At 48.9% G+C, this 17,266-nt stretch carries 6 protein-coding genes and 1 tRNA gene; 2 read left to right on the top strand and 5 right to left on the bottom strand.

What is annotated here, in order from left to right:
• Window positions 1-414: 414 nt before the first annotated feature.
• From SIB41_RS04615 to SIB41_RS04635, 5 genes are all read right to left on the bottom strand, one after another.
• Entirely contained in the window at window positions 415-10,125 is a 9,711-nt protein-coding gene (locus tag SIB41_RS04615; protein ID WP_413360828.1) for an Ig-like domain-containing protein, read from the bottom strand.
• Between the two features lie 556 nt (window positions 10,126-10,681).
• A tRNA-Met gene (locus SIB41_RS04620) sits at window positions 10,682-10,758 on the bottom strand.
• 48 nt (window positions 10,759-10,806) lie between these two features.
• The gene (locus SIB41_RS04625) at window positions 10,807-11,784 is read right to left on the bottom strand and encodes an asparaginase (RefSeq protein WP_413360831.1); all 978 of its coding nucleotides are present in this window, start codon (window positions 11,782-11,784) and stop codon (window positions 10,807-10,809) included.
• 157 nt (window positions 11,785-11,941) lie between these two features.
• Window positions 11,942-12,310: a ribosome silencing factor gene (gene rsfS, locus SIB41_RS04630; protein ID WP_041384343.1), complete on the bottom strand. Its 369-nt coding sequence runs from the start codon at window positions 12,308-12,310 to the stop codon at window positions 11,942-11,944.
• Complete coding sequence (locus SIB41_RS04635; protein WP_063400572.1) at window positions 12,303-12,938, bottom strand: DUF3318 domain-containing protein; 636 nt, start codon at window positions 12,936-12,938, stop codon at window positions 12,303-12,305. The genes rsfS and SIB41_RS04635 overlap by 8 nt, the downstream gene beginning before the upstream one ends.
• A gap of 120 nt (window positions 12,939-13,058) precedes the next feature.
• Between SIB41_RS04635 and carB the strand changes: the two genes are divergently transcribed.
• Window positions 13,059-16,367 (top strand): carbamoyl-phosphate synthase large subunit, encoded by a 3,309-nt coding sequence (gene carB / locus SIB41_RS04640; RefSeq protein WP_413360834.1) that lies wholly within the window; start codon window positions 13,059-13,061, stop codon window positions 16,365-16,367.
• A gap of 35 nt (window positions 16,368-16,402) precedes the next feature.
• Window positions 16,403-17,077 (top strand): DUF3386 domain-containing protein, encoded by a 675-nt coding sequence (locus SIB41_RS04645; protein ID WP_413360837.1) that lies wholly within the window; start codon window positions 16,403-16,405, stop codon window positions 17,075-17,077.
• Window positions 17,078-17,266 lie beyond the last annotated feature (189 nt).

A 17,266-nucleotide genomic window follows, 5' to 3' on the forward strand; every position in this document is an offset into this window, starting at 1 on the left:
GGGTCTTATTTGGTGGCGGGGGGGAGATTTGAACTCCCGACCTTCGGGTTATGAGCCCGAATAGACAGGGGCAGATCCCAGTGGGTCACTGACGCAAAAAAATGACCGGGTATCCTGACCGGGTACGTAGAAAGGCCCCCTCCCCATCATCCACAGGGTCTGGCCTCTGTAAATGGGATGCCGATGTGCAACTGAGAGCTCCTGGGTTAGAGCAGTTCTTTTTCCATAGATACGAACAGATCACGACTAAGTGCAGGCAATTTTTTACAGAACCGATTTCAGTCAAAAAGTTGCAGACAACGATTTTCAGCCAGCGACAGCTACCTGCAGAGCAATAGGGCAATAGAGCACTTGAGCTCTATGAGCTCTTTAGTTGTTTTGCGTTGTCTTGGTGTTGAGCTCTCTTTTGGTGCTTTAACCGGTCAGCGGATCTTGGAAGTAGTCGCCAGCAATGCCGCCGTCATTGGCTGTTTCATTGCCATCTCCTCCGATCACACCCACAGCCGCTGGTGATTCGAGTGATTCAACAAAGTCATTAGCTGCTGCTTCTATACCATTTTGAATATGAAAGGCCTGGTTATCCCAAGTCGCATCGCCTGTTGTGCCCTGTCTATCGAGTTCCTGCCAGGTGATTTGATCAGAGCCGATAAAGCTTGATTCTGTTCCAGATGCATTGTTGGCTGTATAAGCTTGATGAAGGCTTTGGCCCCAATCGGCATCCAAGACAGCTAGATCTGCCATCGAGATCTGGCCATCAAAGTTGGCATCGACTCCTCGCGCCACACTGGCATCAACAAAGCCATCGCTATTGGCATCCACTGCATCGGGATGCTCACTGACCTCTTGTTGTCTTGCAGCACCAGCATTGAGATAAGCCAGATCTTTCATTGAGACCCGGCCGTCGTAGTTCAAATCGCCTTGGAAGGTGATTAGGTTTTTGGAGCCCTTTTGATTTTCAAAGACGTCTGAGCCTGTTGCTTGAAGGCTGAGGATGCCTTGGCTGAGATCAACAACATTGCCTGCAGCACCTGTGATCTCGATATCGGCAACCAGTTGCGCTGTTTCTTGACCTGCTTGCACAAATGCTCCATCAACAAAGCTGCCACTCTCGAGGTTTGTTGATGTTTGACTGTCGTCAGGTGAACTGATATAGAAACCAGAGCTCGTTAAACTTGCATTGGCATTCGTTAGGCCAGTAATTTGTATGTCTTTGGCCTGAATATTGCCCACATTGGTCCATTCACTTGTGGCTGTAATCGTATCGCCTGCTCTGACCAGATTTGTTTGTTTTGAATTATAGGATCCAATCTCAAGATCACTACTTAAGATCAAGCCATCGCCTTGTTCTTCTAGGTTGATTGTTGCCTCATACAGGGTGACTTTGGTTCCATCAACAGCTAAATCACCACCGAGATCACGCAGGCTCTTGATCTCGCGATTCACAAAACCGCTGCCATCGTTTAAAGCTTTAGAGAAGACTGTTTCATCTTGATTTGCACTCAAGCCAAAGAACAGTGGTGTGCTGGGATCAAGGATCTTGCCATTGGAGTTTTGCGTGAGCGTATCGAGGCGGAACTCATTGAAGTTCAGATCAATCGATGCCAAAACAGCACCATCGGTGCCGATGCTCGATCCGGCATCGGCTAGATGGTTTCCATAGAGATCTCCTGGATCTAGATCTCCAAGACTTGCAGCAGCAATACGGATGGTTCCCACATCATTATCGATGCGTACCGCATTCGCTATTGGTAAATCTCCGCCAATCGTGATGTCAGATGTTTTGATCTCATTAAAGAGAAAAGGATCAAAGTTAATCGTGATGTCTGCGGTTTCTAGGTTGTATCCAGCTGCCAAGCTCTTGGCTGTGATGTCTAGGCGATAGGTGTCTTGCCAATCAACCGAATCACCAAGAACAGCAAGTTGCTTGAGATCAGTTTGCGTGTCAGTGCCATTGGTTGAATGGAGGCTATAGCTCAGTTCCAGATCGCTATCTGCTGTGGCTGGTGGATTAGGGGTCCATTGATTGGCAATATCAGGATTGTTTCTGGCTAGGGATATTTCGGCAATGCCCGAGGTATTCCCATAAAAATCAGTATCCTGTAGTCCATAAAATTCAATATGATTAACAGGTTCCTGCCACCAACCATTTAATCCACCATGCCTCTCGGCATGGCCTGAGGGGTCTGACATCAATAAATAAAATCCACCTCTAGTACCAACCTTTAAATATTCTTGATGAGCTTGAGATTGACCAGCGCCATAAGGCGCGTCATATGTTGAATCTAGCTGTTCACCTGAAGACCAATTTAATTCCCCTTTTTTATCACTGCTAAGACCAATCCATGCTCCAGAACGTGGCGCATTCCCCCAGTTAGGATCTGGAACTGATAGTTTATTTTTATAAGTATCAATAAGAAATTGATTCTCTAATTGATTGTTAGGTGTAGCCAGATGCCCTCCCAACTTCGTCGCGTTAGCTTCTGCTTCTTCCCAAGTTGGCCCATCAACAATCACATAAGCCGAGTCACCACGACTGACGTATTCCCTTGATCTTGAAGTATCTTTGATTTCTACAGAGGCTGTATTGCCAACTTGATCGCTGCGTAAATCATCAGAGAACAGCTTGATCTCTAAATTCTCTGGGCCTTCTTTGGTTTGATCATTCCTGAGCGTATGGGAGAAGGAAAACTTGCCATCAGCATCGGTTTGCCCAGATCCTGTTAATGCACCTTCTGCAAAGTCTCCTTGATTAATACCAGTGCCAGAAAGTGACCAATGAATTTCAGAGCCTAAACTAACTTCATGTGTGCTGACTGTGCTCGTTAGTTGCTCGCCTTCATTGAGGGAGTCTCTAGATGTAGAAAGTATGTATGAACCATCGATATCTTTGATTTCTAGATTCAGATCCTGCTCACTGCTATTGCCAGCTAAATCGGTGGCAGATACGGAGAATGAATAGGAGGGATTGGTTTCATAATCTGGATCGTCTGTGAGGCTTACCTTTCCTGTTGATGGATCAATAGAGAAGGACGCTGCATCGTCATTGTTGTTTTGTTTGAGGCTGTAGGAAATATCTGATGCATCATCTGCAGCAGCGTTATAGATAACTTGAGCTGCGCCACTGTTTTCTTCTATCGGGTTAGTTGTATCGCCAGAGGAAAAGGCAGGAGCAGTGGCATCAATGGTGAGGTTGAGGGGATCTGATGGATCAGTAGTGGTGCTAGTAAATATCAGGCGATCATCGTGGAACGGATCCGCGAAGGAGACCACACCAGAGCTGAGCTCATTGGCGACGCTGCTGCTATCACCGCCCCTATCGGAGTTTCCCCAAGTGACAACGGAGCCGTCGTCTTTTAATGCCGCGAAGGCGGACTTATTAGAGAAGATCTGGTTGACACCAGAGCTGAGCTCAGCGGCGACGCTGCTGCTATCACCGCCACTACTGGAGGACCCCCAAGTGACAACGGAGCCGTCATCTTTTAATGCTGCGAAGGCCCTATCAATAGAGAAGATCTGGTTGACACCAGAGCTGAGATCAGCAGCGACGTTGCTGCTATCACCGCCCGAATTGGAGCCCCCCCAAGTGACAACGGAGCCGTCGTCTTTTAATGCCGCGAAGGCGCTATAAGCAGAGAAGATCTGGTTAACACCAGAGCTGAGCTCAAGATCAACGCTGCTGCTATCACCGCCCCAATACGACTCCCCCCAAGTGACAACGGAGCCGTCGTCTTTAACTGCCGCGAAGGCACTATCATTAGAGAAGATCTGGTTGACACCAGAGCTGAGATCTTCAGCAACGCTAACGCTGTACGGGAGTCCCCCCAAGGACCGCCACATGCTGCTATCACCGCCACTATGGGAGTCCCCCCAAGTGACAACGGAGCCGTCGTCTTTTAATGCCGCGAAGGCACCTGACGTAGAGAAGATCTGGTTGACACCAGAGCTGAGATCTTCAGCAACGCTAACGCTGCTGCTATCACCGCCACTACGGGAGTCCCCCCAAGTGACAACGGAGCCGTCGTCTTTTAATGCCGCGAAGGCGTAATTATTAGAGAAGATCTCGTTGACACCAGAGCTCAGCTCTCGTGTCAACGAGAAGCCATCACCGCCTCTACTGGAGTCCCCCCAAGACACAACGGAGCCGTCGTCTGTTAATGCCGCGAAGGCACTCTCAGTGGAGAAAATCTGGCTAGCACCAGAGCTGCCAGGTCGTCGCTCAGCGGCACGGCTGCTGAGCTCATCGGCGACGCTGCTGCTATCACCGCCGTAGCCGGAAAGCCCCCAAGTGACAACGGAGCCGTCGTCTTTTAATGCCGCGAAGGCTTCTCTAGTAGAGAAGATTTGGTTGACACCAGAGCTGAGCTCAACATCAACGCTGCTGCTATCACCGCCTCTACTGGAGTCCCCCCAAGACACAACAGAACCGTCGTCTTTCACTGCCGCGAAGGCAAAACTATTAGAGAAGATCTGGTTGACACCAGAGCTGAGATCAGCAGCGACGCTGCTGCTATCACCGCCCCAGCCGGGGTTCCCCCAAGTGATAACGGAGCCGTCGTCTTTAACTGCCGCGAAGGCGCCTTGGTTGGGAAACTCATGCGTAGTCCGGCCTGGTGAAGCAACAGGTATCGCCGTGCGTTGTAAATCACTTGTAGTTTTTGTTGTTGTTGCGGTAATGGCGATCGAGCCATCAGCAAGAGGGGAGTCATTCGCAACGGTGTAAGACCAATTGCTATTGCTATCGGTTGTTGAGCTGCCAAGAGATATTCCATCAGCAAAGACCTCAACGCTGGAACCTGCTTTTGCAGTGCCGGAGAATGAGGGCGTGTTGTCGCTTGTGATGTCGTCTGAATTCGAGATGCCGCTATCAGACGTAGAGATGAGATCTGGTGTTGAGGGTGGAGTGTCATCGAGGATGCCTAGATTCACATCCTGTTCACTACTATTGCCAGCTAAATCGGTGGCAGATACGGAGAATGAATAGGAGGGATTGGTTTCATAATCTGGATCGTCTGTGAGGCTTACCTTTCCTGTTGATGGATCAATAGAGAAGGACGCTGCATCGTCGCTGTTGCCCTGTTTGAGGCTGTAGGAAACATCTGATGCATCATCTGCAGCAGCGGTATAGATCACTTGAGCTGCGCCACTGTTTTCTTCTATCGGTGTAGCTGTGCTGCTTGAAGAGAAGGCAGGAGCAGTGGCATCAATGGTGAGATTGAGGGAATCCGATGGATCAGAAGAGCTGGTTTCAGTTTCTTTTGTTGTGGTTGCGGTGATAGCGATTGAGCCATCAGCGAGAGGGGAGTCATTGGCAACTGTGTAAGACCAATTGCTGTTGTTATCGGTTATTGAGCTGCCAAGAGATACGCCATCAGCAAAAAGTTGAACGCTGGATCCTGCTTCTGCAGTGCCGGAGAATGAGGGCGTGTTGTCGTTGGTGAGATTGTCTGAATCAGAGATGCCGCTATCAGACGTAGCGATTAGATCTGGTGTTGAAGGGGGAGGAGTCTTTGAAGTATCGTTAATCTCAACAGTTGATGATTGAGCAAGCAGCTCACTTCCTGTTTGATCAGAGAAAAGTTTTACGATCAGGCTTTCTATTCCCTCTGTTGTGAGGTCTTCTGAGAAGGTATGAGACAAGGAGAAGTTGCCATCAGCGCCGACTTGATGGGATCCACTTATTTGGCCAGTTCTTAGGTCGTCTTGGGTGATGTTGTCTCCATTTAGAGCCCAGAACAGTTCAGTGCCGATAGCAACATCTGTGGTGGATATATTTGTCGTTAGGCTCTCTCCTTCATTGAGGACATTGGTTGATGTATTGAGTATGTATGTTTCATAGATGTTATTGATGTTCAGGTCAACCAATTGATCACTGCTATTGCCAGCTAAATCGGTGGCAGATACGGAGAATGAATAGGAGGGATTGGTTTCATAATCTGGATCGTCTTTGAGGCTTACTTTTCCTGTTGATGCATCAATAGAGAAGGATGCTGCATCGTCGTTGTTGTTTTGTTTGAGGCTGTAGGAAACATCTGATGAATCATCTGCAGCAGCGGTATAGATAACTTGAGCTTCGCCACTGTTTTCTTTTATGGCGGTGGCTGTTTCACCAGAGGAGAAGGCAGGAGCAGTGGCATCAATGGTGAGGTTGAGGGGATCTGATGGATCAGTAGTGCTGGTAGTAACGGTCAGGCGATCATCGTGGAACGGATCCGCGAAGGAGACCACACCAGAGCTGAGCTGATCAGCGACGCTGCTGCTATCACCGCCGAAGTCGGAGTGCCCCCAAGACACAACGGAGCCGTCGTCTTTTAATGCCGCGAAGGCACTGCCATGAGAAAAGATCTGGTTAACACCAGAGCTGAGCTCAGCGGCGACGCTGCTGCTATCACCGCCACTACCGGAGGACCCCCAAGTGACAACGGAACCGTCGTCTTTCACTGCCGCGAAGGCCCTATAAGTAGAGAAGATCTGGTTGACACCAGAGCTGAGCTCAAGATCAACGCTGCTGCTATCACCGCCTAGGTGGGGGTTCCCCCAAGTAACAACGGAGCCGTCGTCTTTTAATGCTGCCAAGGCACCACGATTAGAGAAGATCTGGTTAACACCAGAGCTGAGCTCAAGATCTACCACCCAAGAAACGGACGGGAACGAGCTCCGACCGCCGTAGAACGAGCTGCCCCAAGACACAACGGAGCCGTCGTCTTTTAATGCCGCGAAGGCTCTGTCCGTAGAGAAGATCTGGTTCACACCAGAGCTGAGCTGATCCGCAACGCTGCTGCTATCTCCGCCGGAATCGGAGGCCCCCCAAGTGACAACGGAGCCTTCGTCTTTTAATGCCGCGAAGGCATAATCAGTAGAGAAGATTTGGTTAACACCAGAGCTGAGTTCTGTCGAAACGCTGCTGCTATCACCGCCGTAGGGGGAGTTCCCCCAAGTAACAACGGAGCCGTCGTCTTTTAATGCCGCGAAAGCGTACTCAGCAGAGGAGATCTTGTTGACACCAGAGCTGAGCTCAAGATCAACGCTGCTGCTATCACCGCCGTAGTCGGAGTGCCCCCAAGACACAACGGAGCCGTCGTCTTTAACTGCCGCGAAGGCCTCTTTAGAAGAGAAGATCTGGTTGACACCAGAGCTGAGCTCAAGATCAACGCTGCTGCTATCACCGCCCCTGGTGGAGTTCCCCCAAGACACAACGGAGCCGTCGTCTTTTAATGCTGCAAAGGCACCAAGAGTAGAGAAGATCTGGTTAACACCAGAGCTGAGCTCAAGATCAACGCTGCTGCTATCACCGCCGGAGCTACCCCAAGTAACAACAGAGCCGTCGTCTTTTAAGGCCGCGAAGGCGGTACTAGTAGAGAAGATCTGATTGACACCAGAGCTGAGCTCAGTGGCAACGCTGCTGCTATCACCGCCGAAGACTGAGTGCCCCCAAGTGACAACGGATCCGTCGTCTTTTAATGCCGCGAAGGCGCTGCTGTTGCTACTCTCATGCGCAGAGCGGACTGGTGAAGCAACAGGTATCGCCGTGCGTTGTAAATCACTTGTCGTTTCTGTTGAAGTTGCGGTGATGGCGATTGAGCCATCAGCAAGAGGGGCATCATTAGCAACGGTGTAAGACCAATTGCTGTTGCTATCGGTTATTGAGCTGCCAAGAGATATTCCATCTGCAAAGAGTTCAACGCTGGATCCTGCTTTTGCCGTGCCGGAGAATGTGGGCGTGTTGTCGTTGGTGAGGTTGTCTGAATCAGAGTTGCCACTATCAGACGTGGCGATGAGATCTGGGGTTGAAGGGGGAGGAGTCTTTGAAGTATCGTTAATCTCAACAGCTGATGATTGAGCAAGCAGCTCATTTCCTGTTTGATCAGAGAAAAGTTTTACGATCAGGCTTTCTATTCCCTCTGTTGTGAGGTCTTCTGAGAAGGTATGAGACAAGGAGAAGTTGCCATCAGCATCAACTTGATTGGAGCCGCTGAGTTCACCACTAGATAAATCATCTGCTGTGATCTTCTCTCCTTCTAGTTCCCAGAACAGTTCAGTGCCGAGATCAACATCTGTGGTGCTTACTGTTGTATTTAGGGTGTCACCTTCATTGAGAACATTGGTCGATGTGTTTAGCGAGTAAGTAGAAGGAGTCGTCGAATTATCGTTGATTTGAACAGTGGATGATTCTGCAAGAAGTTGAGAATTTGCTTGATCAGAGAATAGCTTGACGATCAGGCTCTCAAGGCCCTCTGTTGTGAGGTCTTCTGCAAAGGTATGAGAGAAGCTCGCCTTGCCTTGTGAATCAACTTGAGCTGAGCCTTCTAATTCCCCTACTTCTAAATCATTTGCAGTTATGTTATTACCACTAAGTTGCCAGTAAAGCTTGGTCCCCTCCTCTACATTCGCTGTGCTAACACTCGTCGTTAGCTCTTCTCCTTCATCTACTTCTTCCGCTGATGTTGACAGTGAATATGTAGGGTCTGGTGTTGTTGATGTATCGATAATCTCAACGAGAGGGCCATTAGCTTCTAGTTGCTTGAAATCTGGATCAGAATAAACTTCTAGCCTTAAGCTTTCTGGCCCTTCTATTTTTTGATCATTGGCAAAGCTCTGTTCAAAACTAAATGTTTCATCTGTATTAACTATAAAGGAGCCACTGAGCTGACCTTCCGATAGGTCGTCTTCGGTGATGTTGCTACTATCTACACGCCAATAGAGTTCTGTTCCTTCCTCTACATTCGTCGTATTGATCGTCGTGGTTAATGATTGCCCTTCATTGATTGAATCGGCTGACGTCGTAATGTAGTAGGAGGGTAGGGAACCATAATCATAGATATGAAACTCGGCCAAGGTAGAGTCTTTATTATTAAAATCCCAGACTCTGAATGATTCATAATCCTCTACGCGATTGTCGGCAGCTATCTGAATATCCAAATAAGCTGATTCCTGGCCTGGCTCAAATTCAATAGCATTCTCAAAATAATTACCGTCCGGCGTAGCCGGCCAAAATAAATCAAAGTAGTTTGGAGTATCTACATACTGTTCCCATACGAAATTAGATAGGTTTTCATGGTCTAGTCCTGTATAATACCTTTTAAGGCCAGGGTCAAAATCTGTCCCTATGGAGAGTGTTTGTTCATTGTCTATATATCCATCATGACGCCTGAATTCAAGTTGGGCGAAAGAGACTCGGCCAGATCCTGGTTCTTCCAATGAGCCAAAGCTATCACTTCCTTCGCTTTCATGGGCCAAGCTTATACTTATGGAAGGGCTTTTCCATGTCGCGTGTGTATTAAATGGCCCCTGATTCAGTAGCAGTTCTACTCCGTCTGGAGCATTGGCTATCTGCCCAGTTTCTTCTCCATAAATTTCAATTAATGCGCTCTGATCTAAAGTCGTAAAACGGGGTGATCCGTCTGAGTCTTTAGTAGACGTGTAAGACATAATCGTGTCATTTATATTCGTCTCTCCTGAGGCGACGCCGTCCCCATCATCCATATTAAATGGATGTTCGAGCCCTAGAGCATGGCCAAGTTCGTGGTATGCAACATGCTTCCATCCTGCTTCGTCAGCGTTAGCAAAAGATGATGACCAGGAATAGGCATTTGGAGATATTTCAATTTTAGATTCACTCTCACGCACTATGCTCTCTAAAATAATATTGTCATCAACTATTTGATACTGATAAGAGCTCCCAGTAAACATTCCAGCACTGTCCCCAAGGTCAACATCGTCGTATATGTTTAGCTGGGAAGAAGGATGTGACTGATCAACAATCGCAAATTCTGGCTCGATAATCGAATCGGTGTCAGCAATAACGTCCTTCCACCAATTGCGTCTTGTTTCATCAACAGAAGAATTAAAAGCTAAGTAAATAATACCTTGATCACTATGTAGATAACTTCCCAGTAGTTTGTCTTCTGGAATGGAAGAACCATGTGCAATTATTAAGTCTGTTGTTAAATCCTGGCCATATGTATCACTTCCGCTGTTTACACTTTCGCCTAGGTTTACATTGTTTTGATTGGCCTGAGAGCAAGCTGCACAGCCGCAACTGGGAGGATGTCCAATTCCCGATCCATTAATGATCGCTCCAGGCCATTGGTCGTTTAATGAATATTCAGTGGTTTTTGTGTTTATCACTCATCTGCCCTTCGCTGAGAGGATAGATATAAGCTTCTACGCCTATCTCTGAAAACAAGACTTGAGCAGCTTGATGGCTTGCTAATGGAAATCATCATCCTTGCCACCATTTGAGACCACTTTACTTCCGTTCCTATGAACAGGCAGGAGTTACTTGTGAGGGAAAATACTCAGGTATTTTTGCTTCATTTGCATCTCTAAGGATCCTTAAGCAAGGCGTACCACTGATGATGGCGACTGAGTTGACAGCGACTAGCAGACAGATGCTCGACCAGACGTATGGCCATCTATACAAGTCAGAGGCCGTAGCAGCCTCAAAGGCTCTGCTTAAAGCATCAGAAGTGTTCTAAAAGGATCTCCTATCAGTGCTCTTAGCTGTGCTCAGCATGCCACGAAAATGCCTTTTTTACGTACCCGGTACCGGGTATCCAAATTGTGCTTACTAGGGTTTTTAAGGGCAATTATGACTCCTTGTAAAGCACGAAATTATTCTCTTTAGATTCCCCAGATCCCAGTCGCAGACATTAAAAAACCCCTGCTGGACAGGGGTCTTATTTGGTGGCGGGGGGGAGATTTGAACTCCCGACCTTCGGGTTATGAGCCCGACGAGCTACCAGACTGCTCTACCCCGCGGTGACCCTCAAAGCATACCTTTTGAGGCTTGTCCAACCTGGTCTTTGTTTAGGTTTCCTGGTATCGAAGAGCGCCGGCCACTTCCAGCTGCACACCTGGAGCAATGAGCAACACCTGTTCCTCTAATTCTTGCAGTCCAGTTGGGGTGAGCCAATCAAGTTGGCGAAGCAGGTGGAGCGCTACAGCGTGTTTTGCTCGTTTGGATCCGTCTTCTACTTTGATCGCCACACCCATCCCTTCACCAACGCGGCTTAGACATTGGACACCTTCTGCTCCACCCTTGCTCACGATTTGTCCGTGAGCTCGTCGCATGAGCTCAGTGTCAAATCGGCCTTCTCCTGCTACGAGTTCAGGATGGGCCAACATTGCCCTAATCACTTGTTCCATTTCTGCCTGACGTGATGCCCCGAGATGGGCATAGAGCAGAGCTATTTGGTCTAGCCGTAGGCGAAGGGTTGGTGCCCCACAGTCATCCCTGGCAGCTACGAGCTCGTCGGCCGGTAGCCCAAGCAGTTCGGCTATGCGTCGATTCACTTCCACTTGCAGAGGATGGTTGCCTTGCAGGTATGAATCAAGGGGCCAACCCATTTTCTTGCTCGTCGCAAGAAAGCCAGCATGTTTCCCGGAGCAGTTGTGCTCTAGCGGGCTCGTGCCTCCTTTGGGAATCGGGCATTGCAGCAGGCTTGGGTCTAGCTCGGCATTCCAAAGCAACCTGAAGGCTTCGCGGGCATGGGCGGGTGTCCCTGAATGGGATCCACAGCAGATTGCCAATCCTTTTTCGCCACAGTTCATTTGCTCTGCTGCACCACTACTCAAAAATGGCAGTGCTTGAAAGGGCTTTAGAGCTGAACGGATGAAGGTTTCAAAGTCTGCACAGCCCGCTCGCATCAGGACGCGCCCTCGCCCATCGCAAACCACAGCATGCACGCGATGGATCGACTCCACGCTGGAGCCACGCTTAAGGCTTACTTCAAGAGGCGTTGTGCTCGAACGCTGGGAGCTTCCGAACCAGGTTGGAAGATTCATGCTCAAGCAGACTTTTGGGCTTCAGAGAGCCTGGCAGAGACTCGCCCCCTTGGATGATGAATCTTGTGATGAAGTCCATGGTTCGTGCCAAATAACCAAGCAATGGAACTTTGAGTTGGTGTTAATTGCTACTCATTCAAAGTGGTGTTTTTAAGTCTCAGGATGCTTGAGAGAGATTCGAGCTCATGAAGCCGTGATGCTTTCCATGACTCCAGAAGGCTTCCAGGTCGTAAAAGCCTCGTTCGCTTGGCTGTAGAACATGCACGATTAATTCGCCGTAATCGAGCAGAGCCCATTTCCCTTCATTAAGACCTTCGCTTCTCAATGGCAATCGATCGGCTTCTACCTCAAGGCGATCTTCCACAGATTTAGCAATTGCTCGTACTTGGACTTCAGACAGTCCTCCGGCAATCACCATCCAGTCCGCCAGGCTGGAGACCTCATCGATTCGGATTAGTTGAATGTCTGTAGCTTTGCGATCGTCGCAGGCTTCAGCGGCCATTTCTGCTAGCTGTTCACTATCCATAGACGTTCTCACTGCTTACGGATTGGCGAGATCCTTCCTGTTCAGCCATCTCTGCTCGAGCTTTTCCAGCACTTTTTCTAAGGGCTTCCAATCGATCTTCATAGAAGCTTCGCTTCTTCTTTTTGCGGGTTTGTTCCACAAGCTCCTTTAGGGCTCCCCCGAGGCTCTTGTAGGCATTCGGCACGCTGTAATTAAAACGACAGGCCAGATCGATAGCCCGTTCATCGGCAGCGATTGCATCCTGAAGCCGCTTTTCAGAGTTGTTCTTTAAATAGAGCCGATATCCAGCGAAGCCCGAAAGACCTAGGGCCATTAATAGCAACAATCCGTCTTGAACCCAGAGTTCACCAATTGCACCGCCGAGGCCGATGGCTAGAGCAGCCATTTCCCAGCCATCGCGAGGAATGGTGTCGTTCTGGACTCGACCCACTTCATGCCAAAAGAGCAAGTTGCGATGGTCGAGAGCGAAATTGTCCCATTGTTCGAGATCGATTTGGATCTCGACCTCATCGCGTCCGATTTCCTCGAGGGTGATGAGCGGTGGATCTACCGCTGCTGCCGCCTCCACGAACACCCAGCTCTGCATCTCTGGCGGCAGCTGCCCCTTAAGGCGCTGGAGTTCGCTCATGGTCTTGATCTCTCTCCGTACTCATCAAGCTAGCGACTACATGGCGCCTGGGTGTTTTTCCTGAGCTATCTCTGACGTTGCATGGGAAGCTAGTCGCGTTTGGCCAACACCCGAAATTCCATGCCCCGTAGGTCTGATCTGCGTCGCATCCTGCTGCTGGGGTCAGGTCCGATCGTGATTGGCCAGGCCTGTGAATTTGATTATTCCGGCACTCAAGCATGCAAGGCCTTGCGGGATGAAGGTTTTGAGGTGGTGTTGGTGAATTCCAATCCGGCCTCAATCATGACGGATCCGGAGATGGCTGATCGCACCTATATCGAGCCGCTCACACCCGAGGTGGTGACTCGCGTCATTGAGTTAGAGCGCCCTGATGCGTTGCTGCCAACCATGGGCGGCCAGACGGCTCTTAATTTGGCGGTGGCATTGGCTGAAAATCACACACTCGAACGTTTTGGCGTTGAGTTGATCGGTGCAGATCTAGCTGCAATTCGAAAGGCCGAAGATCGCCAGCTTTTTAAGCAGGCGATGGAGCGTATAGGAGTCAACGTTTGTCCTTCAGGGATTGCTTCCAGCCTCAAGGAGGCAGAAGAGGTTGGTGAAGTGATTAATAGTTTTCCGCGCATCATCCGACCAGCCTTCACTCTTGGTGGCAGTGGTGGTGGCATTGCTTACAACCCTGAAGAATTTGCAGCGATCTGCAAAAGCGGTCTTGATGCCAGCCCGGTTTCTCAGATCTTGATCGAAAAGTCGTTGTTGGGTTGGAAGGAGTTCGAGTTAGAGGTGATGCGTGATTTGGCGGATAACGTTGTGATCGTCTGTAGCATTGAAAATCTCGATGCAATGGGTGTTCATACAGGAGATTCAATCACTGTTGCCCCTGCGCAAACTCTCACCGATCGTGAGTATCAGAGGCTTAGAGATCAATCCATTGCCATTATTCGTGAGATAGGTGTTGCTACGGGGGGTAGCAATATTCAGTTCGCGATCAATCCAGATGATGGCGAGGTGGTTGTTATTGAAATGAATCCGCGCGTTAGTCGATCATCAGCGCTGGCAAGTAAGGCCACGGGGTTTCCAATTGCCAAGATTGCTGCTCGTCTTGCTGTTGGTTATACCCTTGACGAAATTATCAACGACATCACGGGTAAGACACCAGCGTGTTTTGAACCCACAATTGATTATGTCGTCACGAAGATTCCACGATTTGCATTTGAGAAGTTTAAGGGCAGCCCTGCTGTTCTCTCTACGGCAATGAAGTCTGTGGGAGAGGCAATGGCGATCGGTCGCTGTTTCGAAGAGTCTTTTCAGAAAGCGATGCGTTCTCTAGAAATTGGGCGGGCTGGTTGGGGTTGTGATCGTCAAGAGCCAGAATTTACGCCTACAGAAATTGAGCGTTTGTTGCGCACGCCTTCTCCTGAGCGGATCATGGCAGTGAGAACAGCGATGTTGGCCGGACGCAGTGACCTTGATATTTACGTTTTGAGCAAAATTGATATTTGGTTTTTAGCCAAATTACGCCACATGATCAATATTGAGACAACGCATCTGCATGGCCGCACATTAGATGAATTGGATGAGGAGTCTCTACTCTGCTTGAAGCAGCTTGGCTATTCCGATCGTCAGATTGCTTGGGCGACAGGTTCTGAGGAACTTGCTGTACGTGCTCGTCGTGAACTGTTAAATATCAAACCTATTTTTAAGACAGTCGATACTTGCGCTGCCGAATTTTCATCTACTACTCCATATCATTACTCAACTTATGAGCGCCCCCTGTACCGTCTTGATTCTGATGACCAATTGTATAAACTTGAGCCGGAAAGTGAGGTCGTTACAGACAGCCGCGCAAAAGTGATGATTCTTGGCGGCGGTCCTAATCGTATCGGCCAAGGAATTGAGTTTGACTATTGCTGTTGCCATGCTTCATTTGCTGCTCAGGACAAGGAATTTGTCACTGTGATGGTTAACAGTAATCCCGAAACTGTCTCCACTGACTATGACACTAGTGACAGACTTTATTTCGAACCTCTTACTCTTGAGGATGTACTCAATGTGATTGAGGCTGAACGGCCTAATGGTGTCATTGTTCAGTTTGGTGGTCAGACCCCACTCAAGTTGGCGATTCCCTTGCTTCGTTGGCTAGAGAGTTCGATCGGAAAGTCAACAGGCACACGGATATGGGGTACATCACCAGAATCAATTGATCGGGCTGAAGATCGTGAGCAGTTCGAGGCGATCCTGCGGCAGCTTCAAATTCGCCAGCCTCGTAATGGCTTGGCTCGCAGTGAGGAAGATGCCCGAGCCGTAGCACTTCGCATTGGTTATCCCGTTGTTGTTCGTCCCTCTTATGTGCTTGGAGGCCGAGCCATGGAGGTGGTGTTTGATGAACAAGAGTTGAATCGCTATATGGCTGAAGCGTTTCAGGTCGAACCTGATCATCCAGTGCTCATCGATCAGTATCTGGAAAATGCTGTGGAAGTTGATGTTGATGCTCTCTGTGACTCTGATGGAGTTGTCGTGATTGGCGGTTTGATGGAACACATTGAGCCGGCTGGAATTCATTCTGGAGATTCCGCTTGCTGCCTTCCCTCCATCTCTCTTGGTGAGCAAGCCCTTCGCACGATTCGTCTCTGGAGTGAAGCGTTGGCCCTTGCGCTCAAAGTTCAGGGGTTGATCAATCTGCAGTTCGCTGTCCAGCGGGATGAAGCGGGTGATGAACAAGTGTTCATCATCGAGGCCAATCCTCGTGCTTCTCGTACCGTTCCTTTTGTGGCTAAAGCCACAGGAGTACCCCTGGCCAGGATCGCCACTCGGCTCATGGCAGGAGAGACCTTGGCGGCTATTGGACTTACGCATGAGCCTCAACCGCCTCTTCAGTCTGTCAAGGAAGCCGTATTGCCATTCCGTCGTTTCCCTGGGGCCGATTCGGTGCTTGGCCCGGAGATGCGGTCCACTGGAGAAGTGATGGGTTCAGCTTCCAGTTTTGGCATGGCGTTTGCCAAGTCTGAAATTGCAGCTGGTGATTCCCTCCCAATTCGTGGAACTGTCTTTCTCTCTACTCATGACCGGGATAAGCCAGCGCTAATACTTGTCGCTGAAAGGCTGATTGAACTTGGCTTTGATCTCACGGCCACCTCCGGAACTGCTCAAGCCCTTAATCGGGCTGGATTGAACGTTCAGCCAGTACTTAAGGTTCATGAGGGACGTCCCAACATCGAAGATTTGATTCGCTCTGGTCAGATTCAGTTGGTGATCAACACACCTATTGGCCGTCAGGCCGCTCATGACGACAAATATTTGCGACGAGCAGCTCTTGATTACTCCGTGCCTACCCTTACGACGATTGCTGGAGCACGAGCCGCTGTCGAGGGAATCACGGCACTCCAGCAACAGTCATTATCCGTAGCGGCCCTTCAAGACATCCATGTTTGATCTCCCATTAGGCTTGCTCAACTGAAATTCTTGCCGTGATCGCTAACGCTTCCCCTATTTTTTTGGCTCCTGGTAGTGATTGTCGAGAACTATTTCAGGCGGCTTATGAGAATCGCTACACCTGGGATCCGGTCTTTTCTGGTTATCGGGGTCGGTGTCTGTGGGTCACGGATGATCGCGTCGTGGAAGGGCAGTTTGTGTTGGGGGCGGATCTCAAGGCCCATATTGATGGTATAGAAGATGAATTGATCGCCAAGGCTGTCTCTTCCCAGCTATGGGAAGTTGCCATACATCGAGTACGACGCAGTTTTGAAAAGACCCATGGTGAAAACACTTTTACCGCAGGTGATAACGATGATGTTGGCTTAGAAGTGATCGTTGGAGGTAAAAATCTTGGTGATCGTTATCGCATCAAAAATGATGTGGTGACGATGGTTCATCGCCATATTCATGGAACAGTGGTGACCATTTTTACAAAAAGTACGACGAATACAGGTTATGGCTACCTAAGTCATACATACAGCAGTCAATACCACGACCCAAAAACAAACGAGCCTACCAGTGGCATCAGTCAATTCACTGATACTTTTGTGCCCTTGGCTGATGATGGCTTATGGGTATTGAGTGAAAGGTTAGTTGAAAAAGATGCTTTTGCTGGAATGGCTGCTGAACGGCAGTTGTTTAAGTTCGTAGAGCTTGAGCAGCTTTAAAATAAGTGACAATGGTTGCCAATTGATTTGAGACTAATAATGCAACCTTTGTTCGACTGGTAAACTAATTCTGTTCATTTTGGGGTAGAAGATAATAATTCTTTTAAGCTCGTCTGTTTTTAGGTACACTTAAGACTATTGTAAAAAAGGATAAAGTTAAATTTACGATTGATTGAGTAATTATCATCA

This window comes from Prochlorococcus sp. MIT 1201 (assembly GCF_047303415.1).
GTDB lineage: Bacteria > Cyanobacteriota > Cyanobacteriia > PCC-6307 > Cyanobiaceae > Prochlorococcus > Prochlorococcus marinus_D.

Excerpts from the sequence above, each read along its gene's own strand:
- SIB41_RS04625 (WP_413360831.1), bottom strand. The coding sequence starts at position 11,784 with ATGAATCTTCCAACCTGGTTCGGAAGCTCCCAGCGTTCGAGCACAACG.
- rsfS (WP_041384343.1), bottom strand. The coding sequence starts at position 12,310 with ATGGATAGTGAACAGCTAGCAGAAATGGCCGCTGAAGCCTGCGACGAT.
- SIB41_RS04635 (WP_063400572.1), bottom strand. The coding sequence starts at position 12,938 with ATGAGCGAACTCCAGCGCCTTAAGGGGCAGCTGCCGCCAGAGATGCAG.
- carB (WP_413360834.1), top strand. The coding sequence starts at position 13,059 with ATGCCCCGTAGGTCTGATCTGCGTCGCATCCTGCTGCTGGGGTCAGGT.